We start from the raw sequence: 17,976 nt of genomic DNA on the forward strand, positions 1-17,976 counted from the left end.
CTGCCGTTTTTTGACGTGCCGCCGAAGCCTGGTTCGGCGCCTCAAGGCTTTCGTGCCGAAACCAGCAGATAGGACTTTGAGACCGCACCGAAATATCCTGCGAGGAGCCGGCAGACAGCGGCGCTGGCAAGACTGGTGGTGAAGCTCATCGCACCTTTGCGGTATTCCGACCCTGGCCATGCGACGAGGCTGCGACGGAAGCCGCCGAGGCACTGATCGGTGGCGTCCTCGACGGCGATATCGGTGAAACCCAAGGCGTCGAACTGCGCCTTGTAAGACGGGATGTCGGCGACGAGATTGCCTTTTGGCACGCCGAGGCGGTCGGAAATTCCGGACGCGAACAACCTTCTGAACAGGATGTCGGACAGGACGAGCGCGCCGCCGGGCTTGAGCACGCGATGGGCCTCGGCGAGGAAGGCCGCGCGGGTGTCGAAGTGGAAGGCCGCCTCGACGCAGATCACCGCGTCGAAGCTTTCGTCGGCAAAGTCGAGCTTGACCGCATCCATCTGCAGCACCCTCGCGCCGGGAGCATTTTGGCGGGCTGTTGCGACTTGAGCGGCCGAGATGTTGATGGCGGTGACCGCCTGCGGCGGATAGGAGAGCAGCAAATGCCTGGTCGAGGCGCCGAGCCCGCAGGCGACGTCCAGGATGGCGCCGCCCTTGCCTGGCAGCCGCGCCAGCAGCGTATCGATCAGTGCTTCGCTGGCCTCGCGCTGCGATGCCGCGCCGGTCGCCCAATAGCCGAAATTGTAGAAGCCGCTTCCGCCATAGTAGCGGCGCTGCTTGCTGCTTTTCATGACCCGGTCATAGATGCGGACCATGTTTTGCTGCGCGGTCATCGGCGGTTCCTATGTTAGCGCTGGAAGCGCGACCAGTTGGCGGAAGCGGCCGCGCGCCTGATCCGTACGGACAGATTCACCGCGCTCTCGCATGATCACGTCAATGTTGCCAGTTGGCGCCAGTGTTATCCTGGTGCGATAAGCGATCCGCGCGGCGGGCGATAACTCCACCGAGCGCTTCGACAGGATGGTCGCCAGGGCGATCTTCATCATCTGCAGGCCGAAGGTGATGCCAGGGCACATATGGCCGCCGGCGCCGAAGACGGGGTACTGGAACGGTGACGGCTTGATCGAGGCCCAGCGTTCCGGATGAAAGCTGTCGGGGTCCGGATAGAGCGAAGCATCGCGGTTGATGGTGAGAGCGCTGATCAGCACGCCATCGTTCATGGCGATCGGCTCGCCGCCAAGCATCGTTGCCCGGGTCGCCTTGCGCATCATCAGCGGCACCGGCGGGAAAAGCCGCATCGCCTCCTTTATCGTTGCATCGAGCAATGGCAGGGTCCCGATCCGGTCCATCGTCGCAGGCCTGCCGCCGAGGGCGCCGTCTATCTCGGCCACCAGGCTTGCCATGGCGTTGGGGTGCTGGGTGAGCAGGATCAGCGTCCAGGCCAGCGCATTCTGGCATGTGTCGTAGGCGGCGCCGAAGACGAAGCTGACAATGCCGCCGATCAGCGCGACGGAAGGCGGGTGGCCCGCCTCGTCGGCGTTGTTGACCAGGATCGACAGGATGTCCTGCGCGTCCTTGTCGCCGCGCTTTTCCTCAGCCCAGGCCAGGATGGCGCGTTCCTGCGCCTCTGCTTCCCTGATCCAGCTGAAGAAGGCCGGACCCGGAACGATCCAGCTCGCCCGAATCTGGCGTGCGATCATCTCGGCGATAGGCATGGCGCGTTCGTGGTCGTCGCCGAACAGCAGGCCAATCGCCAGATGCTTGGCCATCGTCTTGGCGGCTTCGGTGAGCGCGAAGGGCGTGCCGACCGGCCAGGTTGCGACCTGGTTGGCGGCGATGCGCGCCATTTCCGGGCTCATTGGCATGATTGCCGGACGCTTGAGCGGTGGCGCGAACAGCTTGCGATAGTGCTCGTGACGTTCACCGCGCAGCCGCGTCATGCCATAGGAGAGCCGGTTCGAAGCGTGTCCGCGTTTGCCGCGGCCGTTGATCTGGATGTTGCGCCAGGTCACGGTGTCGGACAGCACGGTGCGGTAGAGACCGGCGTCGGCGATCATGAAGATGCGGCGCGGCTTTGCCGCGGTCGAATGCGGGTAGTCGATCCGGATGAAAGGGCCGAAGGCACTATGTGCGCTATGTGCAGCCATCAGCGGTTCGGCCGCGAAATGGGCCATCAGCCCAAGCGTGCGCCATTTCCCCACCCTGTTTGCCAGCATATCCCACCCAGGCTCGGCATAGCCGCAAGACTACGGCTGTTCCCCCACCTGCACCCTACAGCATCGTCTGCGAAAGTCGGAACCGATTTTCGTAAACGCAACGGGAGAATTGCGGGCCTCGGTTCAGGGCAGCCCAACTGACGTTGCGGTTTACTGCGATAGCGGCCTCAATGATCCGGGACTGGACCATGCCAGCCTCGACCCTATCTGCGCAGCAAGGTCATCCCGACGAGGAACGTGCCATGACAAAGTCCGCCACCAGCCCCGAAGCCGCCAGGCCTGCCATCACCCAGGCGATGATCGACGCCTATGACCAATCCACGCACCTGACGCTCGACCGCCGCCGCTTCATGGAACAGTTGACCAGGCTTGCCGGATCGGGTGCCGCGGCCGCCGCGATCGTGCCGCTTCTGGCGGCAAATTCCGCCAAGGCGGCGATCGTGGCCGAGGACGATCCGCGGGTGAAGGGGCAGGACATCACCTATCCCGGCAGCGGCGGCGAGATGAAAGGTTATCTGGTCAAGCCGGCGGACCAGACCGGCAAGCTCGGCACGGTCATCGTTGTGCATGAGAACAGGGGACTCAATCCGCATATCAGAGACGTGGCGCGGCGCGTGGCGCTGGAAGGGTTCGTGGCACTGGCGCCGGACTTTTTGACGCCGCTCGGCGGCACGCCAGGCGACGAGGACAAGGCGCGCGACATGTTCACGAAGCTCGATCCGGCGCAGACAGGAGCCAATGCCGTGGCAACGGTCGCGTTCCTCAAGGGCGACAAGGACGGCAATGGCAAGGTTGGCGCCGTCGGCTTCTGCTGGGGCGGTGGTACGGTGAACACGCTGGCTGTCAATTCGCCGGACCTCAGTGCCGGGGTCGCCTATTACGGCATGCAGCCGAAAGCCGAGGATGTGCCTAAGATCAAGGCGGCGCTGCTGCTGCATTATGCGGGGCTGGACGAGCGCATCAATGCCGGGATTGATGCCTACAAGAAGGCGCTCGATGCGGCCCATGTCGAATACACGGTCTACGTTTATGACGGCGTCAATCATGCCTTCAACAACGACACTTCGGCGGCGCGCTACGACAAGAAGGCGGCGGATCTGGCCTGGGGACGAACGGTAGCTTTCCTGAAGGAGAAACTGGCGTAGCCTCGCGGCGGATCACTTTGGCGCCGGTCTGTGCACGGCGACGCCGGCGACCACCAGCGCGATGCCGAGGCAGTCGGTGAGGCTGGGGATCTGGCGAAGCACGACGACGCCGATCAGCGTCGCCGTGACCGGCAGCAGCGACAGCATCAGCGCGAAGCTCGCGCGCGGCAGCCGCGACATGGCGAGCTGGTCGCAGATATAGGGGATGACCGACGAGCAGATGCCGACGCCGATGGCCGCGAGCAGTAGTGGCGGCGACGAAAAGGCCGGCAGCGCATCGGTGAAGCCGATGGGCAGCACCATAAAGAAAGCGATCGCCATGGCCGCGCCAAGCGCGGCGATGCCGCCGCCGGCGCCTGAAGCGGCGATGCGGTGGCCGAGCACGATGTAGCAGACAAACAACGCACCGTTGAGGAAGGCCCAGAACAGGCCGACCGGATCATCCGACCATTTGACGTCGATCAAAAGCAAAGTGCCCGTGACGGCCACGGCAAGCGCGGCGAGATTGCGCGGGCTGCGCAGGCCGACAAGCGCAACGCCGATGGTGCCGACGAATTCGATCGCCGCCACCAGCGAAATCGGCAAGCGGTCCAGTGCCAGGTAGAACGAACAGTTCATCACCGCCAGGCAGGCGCCGAAAGCCAGAAGCAGCAGCCGTGCCGACCGGTCGGCGCGGGCGAAGACCGACCACGGCCGGGTCAATGGCGCAAAGACGAGGGCGGCGGTGGCGATGCGCAGCCACGCCATGCCGAGCACGCCGACATGCGGGAAAAGCAGCACGGCAAAGGCCGGCCCCAGATAATGGAACACCGCACTGACGCCGAACCAGACATGTGGCGGCAGGGAGGCCGCCATCGTGCCGAAGGCAGGGCCGGCGAGGGCAGGGTGCGTGGCCGGGGCTTGCGTTTGATCTTCCATGCGATCAGTATCGCAGGCAGATTTCTCGATTTATATGGATGAAGATCGATTTTCTCGATTATTGTCTTTCTGGATGAAAGGAGTTTTCCTTGAAACGCCTTCGAAACGAAAATCCCGAACTCGACGCTGCGGACCTGAAGATCCTTCGCCTGCTGGAAAAGGATGCGCGCACCAGCACGGCTGAACTGGCGCGTGCCGTCGGTCTGTCGGCGCCCGTGGCCGAGCGCATCAAGCGGCTGCAGGAGAACGGCGTCATCGAGATCTATACGGTCCGGATCAATCCGGCCGCCCTCGGCATGAAGCTGTCCGCCTGGCTGCGCATCAGGCCGGTGCCGGGACAATTGGCTGTTGTTGCCGACATCATCCGCGACCTGCCAGAGATCGCGCAATGCGACCGGGTGACCGGCGAGGACTGCTTCATTGCGCTGGCCCATGTCGGCTCGGTGGCCGAGCTCGAACGCGTGATCGACCGCATCATCCCCTACGCGATGGCCAACACCGCGATCATCCAGTCGTCACCGGTGGTGACGCGTTCGCCTTTGGGGGCGCTCAAGCGCCAGCCTTGATGTTCAGAGAATGAAGTGCGCGCTTGCGGCAGCGGCGTTAGAGCGGTTCGGCTTCTGATAGGTGACCCGCTCTAAGTATTTATTTTTACGTAATTCCGGACGGAACCGCTGCGCACTTTTCCTGGAACTGCTCTAGATATGACCGCGTTTCATGCGCGCCTGCTTCAGGATGGCGCGCCAGCGGATCATGTCGAAGGGGATCGGCTCGTTGTTGTTGGCGATATGAAAGATCTCGTTGTTGACGTTCTTGAGCGAGCGCCAGAAATCATAGTCGGTGATGCGTGGATCGGCCGCCAGCCTGTCCACTTCGACCTTGATGTCGGTTTTCATGCACGTTCCTCGAACCGCCTTGCCCGCCGCCGGTACCGCAACCCGATGCGTACGTTTTCAAACGCCTCACTGAGTCGTTCAACGACTCAATTGGCTTGTTCACGTTAAAACCTCGGTAAGGTTAACGTGGGCGCCAGGCACCTTCAAGCAGTCTTGCGGCGAATCCCGATCGAGCGGCCGGCGCGTTCCGGCAGCGGCAGCGCGGCATGGGCCGATCGCATCGCTTCCACCTCTGCAAGCACGTCGGCCGGGAAGGGCGCCACCTTCGGCCCGGACATGTCGACATGCAGCGACAGCGATTCGGAGGTGGCGGCGAGCCAGCCGTCGACATGGCGGATCTCCTGGTAGACGCGGAGCCGCTTGTCGTCATGGTCGATGAGCTGGAAGGAGACCACGACCTTGTGCTCCAGGTGCAGTTCCTGGACGTAGCAGACGTGGACTTCGGCCGTGTAGATGGTCAGCCGCCGCTCCTTGGCGTAGTTCGGCCCCATCCCCATCATCTCGAAGGCGTCGTCCGAGCAGCGGTCGAACAGCACGTTGTAATAGGCCATGTTGAGATGGCCGTTGTAGTCGATCCAGTCCTTCTCGATATCCATGGCCCGAGATACGAACGGGGCGGGGTTTGGCATCTTGTTTTCCTTCTGGATAGCTGGACAGGGCGTGGCAGGTGAGACTACGCATCCATAGCTGCACAACAAGGGTGGCCGCTGGTCCATTCGCGGAGGAATTCATGGCTCTGAGCGACCTCAACCCGGTCGAGCGCAACGAGGAGGGCATCGCCGCCGTGCTCGGCATCCTCAAGCAGACGCTCGGCGAGCGCTTCCAGACCGGCGAGGCGATCCGCGCCCAGCATGCCCACACCACCACCTATATTCCAACGCAGGCACCCGATGGCGTCGCCTTTGTCGAGACGACGGCGGAAGTGCAGGAGATCGTGCGCGCCTGTGCCACGCACCGCGTGCCTGTGATCGCCTTCGGCGTCGGCTCGTCGCTCGAGGGACACACCAACGCGCCGGGCGGCGGCATTTCCATCGACACGTCGCGGATGAACCGCATCCTTTCGGTCAATCCGCAGGATCTCGATTGCACCGTCGAGCCCGGCGTGACGCGGGAGGACCTCAACCGGCATCTGCGCGACACCGGCCTGTTCTTCCCGATCGACCCCGGCGCCAATGCCTCGCTCGGCGGCATGGCGGCGACACGCGCGTCCGGAACCAACGCCGTGCGCTACGGTACGATGCGCGAGAACGTGCTGTCGCTGACGGCGGTCATGGCGGATGGCGAAGCGGTGACGACCGGCAAGCGGGCGAAGAAGAGTTCGGCCGGCTACGACCTGACGCGGCTCTTGGTCGGCTCGGAGGGCACGCTTGGCATCATCACGGCGCTGACGCTGAAGCTGCAGGGCATCCCGCAGGCGATCTCCGGCGGCGTCTGCCCGTTTCCCAGCCTGGAGGCTGCCTGCAATGCGGTGATCGCCACCATCCAGATGGGCATTCCGGTGGCGCGCATCGAGCTGGTCAATGCGCTGCAGATGCGGGCGATGAAAAATTACTCCAAGCTCGACTATCCGGAGAGCCCGTGCCTGTTCGTCGAATTCCACGGCAGCGACGCGGGCGTCGCCGAGCAGGCGGAGACCTTTGGCATGATCGCCGAGGAGAATGGCGGCGGGCCGTTCCTCTGGACCAGCGTCGCCGAGGAGCGGACGAAACTTTGGAAGGCCAGGCACGATGCCTATTGGTCGTCGCTGACGCTGCGGCCCGGCGCCAAGGGGCTGTCGACCGATGTCTGCGTGCCGATCTCGCGCTTTGCCGAATGCGTCACGGAGACCGAGGCCGATATCGCCGAGATGGGGCTGGTCGCGCCAATCGTCGGCCATGCCGGCGACGGCAACTTCCATGTGCTGGTGCTGATGGATGTCGACAACCAGCAAGAGATCGCACTGGCGGAAAAATTTGTCGCCAGGCTCAACATGCGGGCGATCGCCATGGAAGGCACCTGCACCGGCGAGCACGGCATCGGGCAAGGCAAGATCGGCTTCCTGCGCCACGAACTCGGCCATGGTGTCGACATCATGCGCACGATCAAGCAGGCGCTCGATCCGCTCAACATCATGAATCCGGGCAAGATATTGCCTGGCAAATAGGCAGCAGCGGGTGGCAATCGAATTGCCTCTTTATAGACACGCGGATGCGGGTAGAGTGCGGCTGATTTTCAATCAACCCAATCGGAGCAGATGCTCGCACGCCTGTTCGTGATCTTCGGTGGCCTTTTCGTGCTGGTGCTGTGCGCGGCGCTGGTGGTGCCGCATTTCGTCGACTGGACAGGCTACCGTGCCGATTTCGAGCGCGAGGCGAGCGCCATTCTCGGCCGCAAGGTCACCGTGCAAGGTGACGCCACGGCGAGGCTGCTGCCGTTTCCTTCTGTGACCTTTTCCAATGTCGCGGTTGCCGGCGGCCCCGGCGGCCAACCGGCGATGACCGTCGAGACATTTTCGATGGATGCGGAGTTGGCGCCGTTCCTGAGCGGTGAGGTGCTGATCTTCGACATGCGGCTGGTGCGGCCGAAGGCGACGATCGATATCGCCGCCGACGGCACGGTCGACTGGGCGATGCGGCCGACCTCGCCCTTCGACATCAACCAGATTTCGATCGAGAAGCTGACGGTGACCGAGGGAGAGGTCGCGTTGCGCCATGCCGCCGGCGGGCGTGATCATCTGATTTCCGAGATCAACTCGACCATCTCGGCCAAGTCGCTCGCCGGGCCTTGGCGGATGGACGGCTCGCTGCGCTTCGACGGCCTGCGCACGGAGGTCATCGCGTCGACCGGCAAGGCGGAGGGCAATGGGCAGATGCGGCTTCGGCTCAAGGCCGATCCGGACGCCTATCCGCTGGTGATCGAGGCCGATGGCAATGCCGGCATCGTCAAGGGCGCCGCGGTGTATTCGGGTCAGTTCAAGATCTCGGCTGCCGACAAGAATGGCTCCGACGGCAAGAATGACGCCGACAAGAATTCGGCCGAGCTGCGCGGCACCGATGGCGAGCCGGTGAAGGTCTCGACCGGCAAGCCGGATCCCGGCTTCCGGCTCAACGGCAAGTTCTCGCTCGATCACCACAAACTTTCCTTCGATGAGTTCCGCTTCGAGACCGGGCCGCTCGACAATCCCTATACGGCCGACGGCAAGGCTTCGGTCGATCTCGGGATCGATCCGCGCTTCGCGATCGAAGCCAATGGCGCGCAGGTGCAGTTCGACGAGGCCGTGGGTGCCGCCGGCGCCGGGCTGACGCTGTCGCAGCGGGTCGACGCGTTGGAGCGGGCGCTGCTGCAAATGCCCAAGCCGACCATACCGGGCACCGTCGAGGTCAAGCTGCCAGCGGTGGTGGCTGGCGACACGACGGTGCGCGACGTGCACCTGTCGGCCGAGCCGACCGATGGCGGCTGGTCGGTCAAGTCGCTGGCCGCGACGCTGCCCGGCCGCGCCACGCTGGAAGCCAACGGCATGCTCAGCGTCCAGGATCACTTTGGCTTCACCGGCTCGCTGCTGCTCGCCGTGGCGCAGCCGTCCGGTTTCGCCGCCTGGCTGTCGAAAGATGTCGACGAGGCGATCCGCCGGCTGCCCGCCGCCGGCTTCAAGGCCAAGGTCGATCTCAGCGAGAAGCGCCAGGCGTTCAGCGATCTCGAACTGATCCTCGGCAAGGCGAAGTTTTCCGGCCGCATCGATTCCAGCCAGCCTGACGACGCCAGACCGTCGGTGCTGATGCGGCTGGAGGGCGGCGAGCTCGACGTCGACGGGCTGACGGCCTTCGCCTCGATCTTCGTCAGCGACAAGGGTGCCAACCGCTTTTCGGACCGCGATCTCGATTTTCAGATCAAGGCCGGGCCGGTCAGCGCTGGCGGCCTGACCGCCGACACGGTCGATACGGCGCTGAGGCTGCGCCAAGGCCTGCTTGAAATCGATAGACTGTCGGTAGGCGGACTGGCCGGCGCCTCGATCAGTGCCACCGGCCGGATCAAGGATTTCCCGGCAAGCCCCACCGGCAAGCTCGACGCCTCGGTGGTCGCCGTCGATCTGAAGCCGCTGGTCGATGTCGCCACGCAGCATTATCCTGGCAACGAGGTGCTCAAGGGCCTGGCGGCCCGCGCAGCCGCCTATCCCGAGCTGTTCCAGGACGCCCGCATCGATCTGGTGACGAGTGCGGCCGACAATGGCGACGGCACGACGGGGCTGGCAGTGAGCGCACAGGGCAAGGCCGGCGGCTCGGCCTTTTCGGCATCGCTTTCCGGCAAGGGGGTGGCCGACAGGCTTCTTGAGGCGCCGGTGATGCTGACCTTCAATGCCAGGAATGCCGACGCCACGGCGCTGCTCGCGCTTTATGGTTTGCCGGCGCTGCCGCTTGGCATGCTTGGCCAGGCAACCACCGAAATCTCGGCGAAAGGCACGTTTGGCGGTGGCCTTGCGACGAGCTTCACCCTTACGGGCGACGATTTCCGGGCGGCGTTCGAGGGAACGGTTGCCGAGACGCCGCAAGGGGCGACCGCAAAGGGCAAGATCAGCCTCGACGCCGCCGACATCGAGCCGTGGCTGATGACGACCGCCGTCGGATTGCCCGGCATGGGCACCGGCATGTCGGCATCGCTCACGTCACAGGCCGACTATGGCAATGGTCTGCTGGTGCTGGACGAGTTCAGCGGCGCCCTCAACGAAGCGGCGGTTTCCGGCGACGTCAATGTCGACGTGAAGGACGGGGTGCCGCATCTGGCCGGGGCGCTGGCGCTCGACGAACTCGACCTCGACCCGATGGCGGTGGCGCTGTTCGGCGACCAGTCCTTCCTCGCCGGCAAAGGTCCCTGGCCGACGGCGCCGTTCAGCCAGAAGTCCAACCTGCCGTTCACCGTCGATCTCGACCTTACCACCGCGGCACTTGCCGCCGGCCAGTTCGCCACCGCCTATGACGCAGCGCTGTCGCTGAAGCTCGACCAGGAGGGCATGCGCGTTTCCGACCTCAAGGCCAAGCTCTTCGGCGGCGAGCTGACCGGCCTGTTCGAACTGAAGAACAATGACGGCACCGGGCTTTTCTCCGGCCAGATGAAACTTGCCGGCGGGGATCTCTCGGCCGTGCTGCCGGGGGCCGGCTTGAGCGGCAGCGGCGATGTCTCGACGACGCTGTCGACCAGCGGCAAATCGGTCGATGCCATGGTGGCGGCGCTGTCCGGCTCGGGCACGGCGGCGCTGAAGGGCCTCGCCATCGCCGGCGTCAATCCCGATGCCTTCGGCGCCTTCATCGCCAAGGCCGATACGATCGGGCGCGATATCGATGCGGCCAAGACCGCCGGCTTTGCGCCTGAGATCGCCGCCGACGGCAGTTTCGCCGCGGGTGACACCGACATTGCCTTCACGCTTGCCGGCGGCATTCTGCGGGCGCCGCCGATCAGTCTCGAAAACCCGGCGGCAACGCTGTCTGCCGACATCTCTGCGGACCTGAACGCGAGCACCGTCGACGCAAGAGGGTCGATCACCTATCGGCCCGGCGACGAGGCGCTGGTCGGCTCCGACCCGGCGGTGAACTTCAGCGTCGTGGGCCCGCTCGGCGCTGCCAAGCGCCAGTTCGACAGCGAACCGCTGGCGCAATTCCTGACTCAGCGCGCGCTGGAGAAGGAGCAGCAGCGGGTCGAAGCGATGCAGGCGGCGCTGCTGGAGAAGCAGCGGCTGCGGCGCGAGGTGCGCTACTACGCCGCCCTGCAGACCGAACGCGACAGGGCGGCCGAGGAATTGCGGCGGCAAGAGGAAGAGGCGCGGCTGCAGGCCGAGGCCAAGGCAAAGGCTGAAGCCGAGGCAAAAGCCCAGGCCGAAGCCGAGGCAAAAGCCAAGGCGGAGGCTGACGCCAAGGCGCAAGCCGAAGCGGATGCCAAAGCCAAGGCCGATGCCGAAGCCCAAGCCCAAGCCCAAGCCCAAGCCCAAGCCGAGGCGGACGCGAAAGCCAAGGCCGATGCTGAAGCGAAGGCCAAGGCAGAGCAACAGGCGGCCGACGATGCGGCCAAGGCGCAGGCCGCGGAGCAGGAACGCCGGAAGGCGGAGGAGGCGACGCGGATCGCGTCGGAAGAAAAGGCCAGGCTCGAGGCCAAACGCAAGGCCGCCGAGCAGGCGTCAAAGGTCGACCGCTCACTTCCCGGCGTCAATGACAGTTCGGCTCCAGCGCCGCTGAAGCCCAAGGCCAATCCGTTCACGATCGACAATCTGCTGAAGTCGCTGGACGGCGGCTAGCAATTCCAGGAAGAGTGCATAGCGGTTTTCCGTCCGGAATGTGTAAAAACAAAGGATTAGTGCGGTTTAATCATTCGTTGAACCGCTCTAAGGAGAACCGCTCATCCCATGCTTCGCCCAGTCCAGCACATGCAGCCTGAGCGCGGAGGAGAGGTTGGCGTCGCGGGGGCGGGTCTCATCGATTTCGGCGACCAAAGCGGCAAGCGTCAGTTTGCGCGCCGCGGCGATGGCGACGAGATCGTCATAAAAGGGCTTTTCGAGCGAATAGCTGGTGCGGTGGCCGCGGATCGTCACCGAGCGTTTTTCGACCGGGCTCACTTGACAGCACTCACTGGTCGTCGCGACTGCCGGGCTTCTCGCGGCGATGGCCGGCGATGAATTTCCCGGCCTTGTCGGACGTCAGCCGGTCACGGTCCCGATCGGACCTGGACCGGCCGTGCAGCACCCGGTTCTGTTCGGCCAGCCGTTCTTTCTCGCTCCGCGCCTTCTGCTTGCGGGCCTGGCGGAGATTGACGACGTCGCCCATGTCGCGCCGCCTTTCGGATCACTTCTTGCGGAAGGCGTCGAGGGATACGACGTCGGCGCCCTTACCGGCTGAATCGGCCGCGGCAGGCTTCTTCTCGGCCTCGGCTGCAGCCTTCTTCTTCGACTCGGGCTTCTTCTCGACAACGGCGAGCGGTTCGGGAGCCGGTGCCGCCGGCTCGTCCTCTGCCGCGCCATCCGTTTTGACGTCGAATTCAAGTTCGAAATTGACGGACGGATCGTAGAAACCGCGCACGGCGGAGAAGGGGATCTCGAGTTTTTCCGGCACGTCGGAGAAGGACAGACCGACCTCGAAGCCGGTGTCGGTCACTTTCAGGTCCCAGTACTGGAACTGGATGACGATGGTCATCTGCTCGGGATAGCGCTCGCGCAGCCGCGAAGACACGCGCACGCCTGGTGCGCCGGTGAGGAAGGTGATGAAGAAATGATGGTTGCCGGGAAGGCCGGTGCGTGCGACTTCGGCCAGGACCTTGCGCATGACGCCGCGCAACGCCTCCTGGGCCAGAATGTCGTAGCGGATGTGGTCGTCGGCCATGTGGCGGTCGGGTTCCGTTGAATCGTGCGCCTAGCTGTAATCAAGCTTGAGCGCGGCGTAAACCGGATATAGATCGCAGGCGCCTCGAAGCGAAGGCCATTGGTGACGATTTGACGGCTCAGGCGCTGACCAGGGCGCTTTTTCTGGCCGCGTGACTCGCGCTCTTTTGTCTGCCGAAGGCGCTGAGGAAGGTGCGTACGCCATTGGTGGCGGACTGAAGCACCTCTTCGTCCTCAGGCATGGCGCCGAGCATGAAGGTTATCTGCAACTCGGCGTTGATCAGCGCAAGAAACTGGCGTGCTGCCACATCGGGATCCTCGATCGACAGGTGACCGGCATAGGCAAGACGGGCGAAGCGGGCGGCAAGCGCCGACCAGGTCCGGCCCGGCCCCTGTTCGCGCCATTCGGCAAAGAGTTCGGGATAGCGCTCGCCCTCGGTCTGGATCAGCTTGCGCAGGAACCTACCGTCGCGGTTGCAGATGCAGTTGCGGTTCATGCGCATGGCGAAGCCGATTAGATCGGCTTCGAGGTCGCTGGGCTGGTCGGGAAAGGTGGCGATGGTGGCAAAGATGCCGGCGTTGCAACGCTCGGTGAGGTCGCGCACGACAGCGACGAAGAGTTTCTCCTTGTCGCCATGGTGATTGTAGACCGTCTGGCGCGACACGCCGGCCTCGGCCGCGATCAGGTCGATATTGGCGCCGGCAAAGCCCTCGCGGCAAAAGACCGAGGCAGCAGCCTCGACAACTGAAATGCGTTTTGCCTCGTGGCTGCGTGGCGGGAAAATGTCAGGAGAAACGCCGAGCTTCATAAAAATCTATATAGCGGTGATTGACGAATTAGACAAGACTGTCTAATTTTGTGGACATAACATAAGGACATTTCGCGTCAGTGAGACGAATGAATTCGCTCTAGAGACGAACAAGTTCGCTCTGAGGTGTCGGAATGTCACGGGATGGAACGTCCTGGGGTTAGACGCCGGTTCACTGGCGGCAACCAGATTCGAAAGAAGCCCTTATCATGAGTCCCAAATTCCTCCGCATCGCGGTCGTGCTCGGCCTGTTGTCCGCCATCGGCCCGTTCGCCATCGACATGTACCTTCCGGCGCTGCCTTCGATCGGCGAGGATTTGCACGCCGGTACCTCGGCCGTGCAGATGAGCCTGCTGATCTTCTTCCTGTCGATGGGTTTTGGTCAGATACTGGTCGGACCGATCTCCGACATGGTCGGGCGCAAGTTGCCGCTCTACGGAGGTCTTGCGCTGTTCATGGTTGGCGGCGTCGGCTCGGCACTGGCACCTTCGATCGAGTGGCTGATCGCCTTCCGCTTCCTGCAAGGGCTCGGCGCCAGCGCCGGCATGGCTGTGCCGCGCGCCATCGTGCGTGACCTGCACACCGGCAACGAAGCCGCCAAGCTGATGTCCCTGCTGATGCTGGTGTTTTCGGTGTCGCCGATCCTGGCGCCACTGACCGGCAGCCAGATCATCGAGACGTTCGGCTGGCGCGCCGTGTTCTGGACGGTGACCGGTGCGGCAGCGCTCGCCACCATCCTGCTCGCGACTTCGCTCAAGGAGACACGCCCGGTCGAGGAACGCGCCGGCTCCTCCTTCGGCACGGCGCTGTCCGGTTACCGCTTCCTGATGAGCGACCGCAATTTCCTTGGCCTGGTGGCGATCGCCGGCTTCGGCATTGCGAGCTTCTTCGTCTATCTGTCGAGCTCGTCCTTCATCCTGATCGACCATTACGGGCTGTCGCCTTCGGTCTACAGCGTGTTCTTCTCGATCAATGCGGTCGCCTTCATCGGCATGTCGCAGCTGACTGGAATGCTGGCCGAGCGGTTTGGTCTTAGGCGCGTCGTACGTGTCGCGGTGACCGGCTATGCAACGACCATGGTCTTGCTGTTCGCCATCATGGCGACGGGTGTCGACCGGCTCGACGTGATGGCGGCGCTGCTGTTCGTCGGCTACGGCTTCCTCGGCCTGGTCATCCCGACGACTTCGGTGCTGGCCATGGAAGAGCATGGCGATATCGCCGGCACGGCCTCGGCGCTGATGGGCACGCTGCACTTCGCCATCGGCGCGCTGGCCATGGGTGTCGCCGGCCTGTTCTTCGACGGCACGCCGCTGCCGATGGTTGCCGGCATCACGCTGTGCGCGGTGATTTCGTTCAGCCTGGCCAAGGTGACGCTCGGCCGTTCGCGCGAAGCAGTCGAAGCGCCGGCGGAATAACTGACATCCATAGAAGCAAAGAGGCCGGGTCATTGCCGGCCTTTTTTGCGCCTGCCGCGGCCGTGTCTCACCCCAGCGGCAAGCGACGAGCAACGCCGAACGGTGTCAGGCCTTGGCTAACGCATGCATTGAAGGGAGAAGTGGAGGTTTCTGTTGCCAGGTACCTCCGAACCCCGCCTAGAAGTGCGAACCTCTAGGGCTTGATTTGAAGCGTTCGCACTGCATTAAGCAGCGAGACGAGCTTCCGCATAGTTGTCGTTGGCAACTATAAGTTTAGCCCGATAACGGTGGTACAATGCCGGGCAAAAGTACGATCTTTACACCTTCGTCGATCCTATTTCGCCCCCAGCAAAAGCCGCTCTTTTGAAAGAGCGGTTTTTGGTGGAGGCGCCGGGTACCGCCCCCGGGTCCGAACGGCTTATTTCATCGCCCATTTATCGCCATAGTCGGTCAAGCCGACAAAACGAATATAGGGGCCGATCGTGGAAAATGAAAGGCCGCAATGTCCTTTCGTGCGTGTGTCAAATTGGATCGTTGAGGGTTGACTTGCTCGCGTGCTCAACCGAAGCTTCCGAGCGGTGAGGAGTTTCAGCCTAGCGCACAAGTTGCGTCAGCGCGCCACAACCCTCATCGACCGGATCCGTGGCGCCGACGAGGGGAATTTTTCATGGCCGACTATCTTGCAGACGTGAAGAAGTACGACGCCGGCGCCAGCGCCGATGCGGTCGACAAGATCGTGAAGCATCTCGGCATTGCGCTGCGCAACCGGGATTCTTCCCTGGTGTCCTGCACCGATCCCAAGGAACTGGAGCGCGTCAGGGAGAACTGGGCCGCGAAGAAGCTCGGCGTCGCCGACGCCGGCAAGGCCGACGCGTCGATCGAAAAGACCTGCAAGGCGATGGCCGCCGACAACACCAAGAGCCGGGTGACCTTCTACTATCTGGTTGCGAAGGATCTGGGCAAGCTCGGCGCCCTCTGAGACCTTTTTGATAATTCTACTCTGGCGGCCGACTGACACGGTCTTCTGCGCTTCCGGTGCTCACGTACTTTAAGTACGCTCCGCTCCGGTTCTCGAAAACCACGCCATTCGACTGGCCAGGGCGAATTCTGAAAAAGGTCTGCACCGCATCGGCCCGAAACAGGGGCCAGGATGGTGAAGACTTCAGACAAGCGTGGCGTCAGCGCGTACTTGCGCTATGATTGGCGAAACCTCGAATCGAGCCGGAACCGATGCGCCAGTATCTCGACCTGTTGAAGCATGTGCTGGAAAACGGCGTCGATCGCGGCGACCGCACCGGCACGGGTACGCGCGGGGTGTTCGGTTACCAGATACGCTTCGACCTGTCGCGCGGCTTTCCGGTCACCACCACCAAGAAGCTGCATCTGAAGTCGATCATCCATGAGCTTCTGTGGTTCCTGGCCGGCGACACCAACATCAAATACCTCAAAGACAACGGCGTCTCCATCTGGGACGAATGGGCGGACGAGAATGGCGATCTCGGCCCGGTCTATGGCAAGCAATGGCGCTCCTGGCCGGACGGCCATGGCGGCGGGATCGACCAGATTGCTGGCCTTCTGAAGGAGATACGCAAGAATCCTAATTCACGTCGGCTGATCGTTTCGGCGTGGAACCCGGCCGAGGTGGAGGCGATGGCGCTGCCGCCCTGCCACTGCCTGTTCCAGTTCTACGTTTCTGAGAGCAGGCTCTCCTGCCAGCTCTACCAGCGCTCGGCCGATATCTTCCTCGGCGTTCCCTTCAACATCGCCTCCTATGCGCTGCTCACTATGATGGTGGCGCAGGTGACGGGGCTAAAGCCCGGTGATTTCGTCCACACGCTCGGCGACGCGCATCTCTATTCGAATCATTTCGAGCAGGCGCGCGAACAGTTGCAGCGCACGCCCAAGGCGCTGCCGACTATGTGGATCAATCCGGAGGTCAAGGACCTCTTCGCCTTCCGCTTCGAGGACTTCCGGCTGGAGAACTACTTCGCCGATGCGTCGATCAAGGCGCCGATCGCGGTCTGATCGGAAGCGCCAGGCCTTGCCTGGTGCTTTTCAATCCATCAGTCGATGCCGACCATGACGTCCGAGGCCTTGATCACGGCATAGGCTTGCTTGCCCCTTTCGAGCTTGAGGTCGTCCACCGCCTCATTGGTGATCGAAGCGGTGACGACGGCGCCTCCGATGTCGATGCGGACATGCGAAGTGGTGGCTCCCTTGACGATCTCGATGATCGTTCCCTTGAGAGTGTTGCGGGCGCTGATCTTCATGGGAGGCTCCATCGCTCTATCCGGTTAAGGTCATCGTAGGCCGAGAAAACCCCGGCATACAATGCCATAGCCCGCGAAAGCTCTTTCTTTGTTATATTCATACGGATATATCGATTGCAGGCTTTCAGCCGAACGGATTTTCAAACCCTGGGAGAGTTTTCATGCTTGATTTCGGGTTGAGGGCAATCGCCATCGGCGGGCTGACGGCAATTTTGATGGCAGCAGTGTCGGCCGCCCATGCCGAAGACAAGGTGGTCGTGTTTGCCGCCGCCAGCCTCAAGGACGCGCTCGATGCCGTCAACAAGGCCTGCGAGGCCGATGTCGGCGAAGCGGCGACCATCTCCTATGCGGCGAGCTCGGCGCTGGCCAAGCAGATCGAGGGGGGCGCGCCGGCCGATGTGTTCATCTCGGCCGACCTCGACTGGATGAAATACCTCTCCGAAAAGAAGCTGACCAAACCGGACACCGAAGTGAAGCTGCTCGGCAACCAGATCGTGCTGGTGGCGCCGAAGGATTCCAAGGCCGAGACCAAGATCGAAAAAGGTTTCGACCTCGCCAAGCTGATCGGCGACGGCAGGCTCGCCATGGGCGATTTCAAGGCGGTGCCGGCCGGCAAATACGGCAAGGCCGCACTCGAATCGCTCGGCGTCTGGTCCTCGGTCGAAGGTAAGGTGGCGCAGGCCGAGAATGTGCGCGCGGCACTGAAGCTGGTCTCGACCGGCGAAGCCCCGCTCGGCATCGTCTATGCCACCGACGCGCATGCCGAAAAGGGCGTGAAAGTGGTCGGCACCTTCCCCGTGGATTCGCATCCGTCGATCGTCTATCCGGTTGCCCAGACTGCGGATTCGAAGGACAAGGACACACCGGCCTTCCTGAAATGCCTTGAGTCCGCCAAGGCGGCCGAGCTTTTCAAGGCGCAGGGTTTCACCATCCTGGCGCCGAGCAACTGAGGCACGACACCAAGG

Annotated in this window: 18 protein-coding genes and 1 other RNA gene; 8 read left to right on the forward strand and 11 right to left on the reverse strand. The window is 63.2% G+C overall.

Features of this window, described 5'->3' with window-relative positions:
* Window positions 1–41: 41 nt before the first annotated feature.
* On the reverse strand, window positions 42–839 hold the full coding sequence (locus ACFX5Q_RS03920; protein WP_404275531.1) for a methyltransferase domain-containing protein: 798 nt from the start codon (window positions 837–839) through the stop codon (window positions 42–44).
* A gap of 9 nt (window positions 840–848) precedes the next feature.
* Complete coding sequence (locus ACFX5Q_RS03925; RefSeq protein WP_404275532.1) at window positions 849–2,153, reverse strand: cytochrome P450; 1,305 nt, start codon at window positions 2,151–2,153, stop codon at window positions 849–851.
* A gap of 311 nt (window positions 2,154–2,464) precedes the next feature.
* Here ACFX5Q_RS03925 and ACFX5Q_RS03930 point away from each other — a divergent pair, with 311 nt between their 5' ends.
* Window positions 2,465–3,367, forward strand: a complete 903-nt coding sequence (locus tag ACFX5Q_RS03930) for a dienelactone hydrolase family protein (RefSeq protein WP_404275533.1) — start codon at window positions 2,465–2,467, stop codon at window positions 3,365–3,367.
* Between the two features lie 12 nt (window positions 3,368–3,379).
* Here the strand turns inward: ACFX5Q_RS03930 and ACFX5Q_RS03935 are convergent, their stop codons facing one another.
* Window positions 3,380–4,285, reverse strand: coding sequence for an EamA family transporter (locus ACFX5Q_RS03935; RefSeq protein ID WP_404275535.1), 906 nt, complete (start codon window positions 4,283–4,285; stop codon window positions 3,380–3,382).
* Window positions 4,286–4,374: 89 nt separating this feature from the next.
* On the opposite strand from ACFX5Q_RS03935, the gene ACFX5Q_RS03940 reads away from it, so the two are divergent.
* Window positions 4,375–4,851 (forward strand): Lrp/AsnC family transcriptional regulator, encoded by a 477-nt coding sequence (locus tag ACFX5Q_RS03940; RefSeq protein WP_404275537.1) that lies wholly within the window; start codon window positions 4,375–4,377, stop codon window positions 4,849–4,851.
* Between the two features lie 132 nt (window positions 4,852–4,983).
* Here the strand turns inward: ACFX5Q_RS03940 and ACFX5Q_RS03945 are convergent, their stop codons facing one another.
* Complete coding sequence (locus ACFX5Q_RS03945) at window positions 4,984–5,181, reverse strand: hypothetical protein (protein ID WP_192180881.1); 198 nt, start codon at window positions 5,179–5,181, stop codon at window positions 4,984–4,986.
* A gap of 143 nt (window positions 5,182–5,324) precedes the next feature.
* The gene (locus ACFX5Q_RS03950; RefSeq protein WP_404275539.1) at window positions 5,325–5,810 is read right to left on the reverse strand and encodes a thioesterase family protein; all 486 of its coding nucleotides are present in this window, start codon (window positions 5,808–5,810) and stop codon (window positions 5,325–5,327) included.
* Window positions 5,811–5,911: 101 nt separating this feature from the next.
* On the opposite strand from ACFX5Q_RS03950, the gene ACFX5Q_RS03955 reads away from it, so the two are divergent.
* Window positions 5,912–7,324, forward strand: coding sequence for an FAD-binding oxidoreductase (locus ACFX5Q_RS03955; protein WP_404275540.1), 1,413 nt, complete (start codon window positions 5,912–5,914; stop codon window positions 7,322–7,324).
* A 90-nt stretch (window positions 7,325–7,414) separates the two neighbouring features.
* Window positions 7,415–11,440, forward strand: coding sequence for an AsmA-like C-terminal region-containing protein (locus tag ACFX5Q_RS03960; RefSeq protein ID WP_404275542.1), 4,026 nt, complete (start codon window positions 7,415–7,417; stop codon window positions 11,438–11,440).
* An 87-nt stretch (window positions 11,441–11,527) separates the two neighbouring features.
* On the opposite strand, the gene ACFX5Q_RS03965 is transcribed toward ACFX5Q_RS03960, so the two are convergent.
* The 4 genes from ACFX5Q_RS03965 to ACFX5Q_RS03980 form a co-directional block, all read right to left on the reverse strand.
* Window positions 11,528–11,758, reverse strand: a complete 231-nt coding sequence (locus ACFX5Q_RS03965; protein ID WP_404275544.1) for a ribbon-helix-helix domain-containing protein — start codon at window positions 11,756–11,758, stop codon at window positions 11,528–11,530.
* A 10-nt stretch (window positions 11,759–11,768) separates the two neighbouring features.
* Window positions 11,769–11,966, reverse strand: coding sequence for a DUF4169 family protein (locus tag ACFX5Q_RS03970; protein WP_404275545.1), 198 nt, complete (start codon window positions 11,964–11,966; stop codon window positions 11,769–11,771).
* A gap of 18 nt (window positions 11,967–11,984) precedes the next feature.
* The gene (locus ACFX5Q_RS03975) at window positions 11,985–12,518 is read right to left on the reverse strand and encodes an SspB family protein (protein WP_404275547.1); all 534 of its coding nucleotides are present in this window, start codon (window positions 12,516–12,518) and stop codon (window positions 11,985–11,987) included.
* 118 nt (window positions 12,519–12,636) lie between these two features.
* On the reverse strand, window positions 12,637–13,326 hold the full coding sequence (locus ACFX5Q_RS03980) for a TetR/AcrR family transcriptional regulator (RefSeq protein ID WP_404275548.1): 690 nt from the start codon (window positions 13,324–13,326) through the stop codon (window positions 12,637–12,639).
* A gap of 209 nt (window positions 13,327–13,535) precedes the next feature.
* On the opposite strand from ACFX5Q_RS03980, the gene ACFX5Q_RS03985 reads away from it, so the two are divergent.
* Entirely contained in the window at window positions 13,536–14,741 is a 1,206-nt protein-coding gene (locus ACFX5Q_RS03985; protein WP_404275550.1) for a multidrug effflux MFS transporter, read from the forward strand.
* Between the two features lie 139 nt (window positions 14,742–14,880).
* On the opposite strand, the gene ssrA is transcribed toward ACFX5Q_RS03985, so the two are convergent.
* Window positions 14,881–15,240, reverse strand: a transfer-messenger RNA (tmRNA) gene (gene ssrA / locus ACFX5Q_RS03990).
* 168 nt (window positions 15,241–15,408) lie between these two features.
* Here ssrA and ACFX5Q_RS03995 point away from each other — a divergent pair.
* Both ACFX5Q_RS03995 and ACFX5Q_RS04000 read left to right on the forward strand, forming a co-directional pair.
* Complete coding sequence (locus ACFX5Q_RS03995) at window positions 15,409–15,720, forward strand: DUF2853 family protein (RefSeq protein ID WP_192180890.1); 312 nt, start codon at window positions 15,409–15,411, stop codon at window positions 15,718–15,720.
* A gap of 251 nt (window positions 15,721–15,971) precedes the next feature.
* Window positions 15,972–16,766 (forward strand): thymidylate synthase, encoded by a 795-nt coding sequence (locus ACFX5Q_RS04000; protein WP_404275842.1) that lies wholly within the window; start codon window positions 15,972–15,974, stop codon window positions 16,764–16,766.
* A 38-nt stretch (window positions 16,767–16,804) separates the two neighbouring features.
* On the opposite strand, the gene ACFX5Q_RS04005 is transcribed toward ACFX5Q_RS04000, so the two are convergent.
* Window positions 16,805–17,011, reverse strand: coding sequence for a molybdopterin-binding protein (locus ACFX5Q_RS04005; RefSeq protein ID WP_006204920.1), 207 nt, complete (start codon window positions 17,009–17,011; stop codon window positions 16,805–16,807).
* A 161-nt stretch (window positions 17,012–17,172) separates the two neighbouring features.
* Between ACFX5Q_RS04005 and modA the strand changes: the two genes are divergently transcribed.
* Window positions 17,173–17,961 (forward strand): molybdate ABC transporter substrate-binding protein, encoded by a 789-nt coding sequence (gene modA / locus ACFX5Q_RS04010; RefSeq protein WP_404275552.1) that lies wholly within the window; start codon window positions 17,173–17,175, stop codon window positions 17,959–17,961.
* Window positions 17,962–17,976 lie beyond the last annotated feature (15 nt).

This window comes from Mesorhizobium sp. IMUNJ 23033 (assembly GCF_044778005.1).
In the GTDB taxonomy this organism is placed as follows: Bacteria; Pseudomonadota; Alphaproteobacteria; order Rhizobiales; family Rhizobiaceae; genus Mesorhizobium; species Mesorhizobium amorphae_A.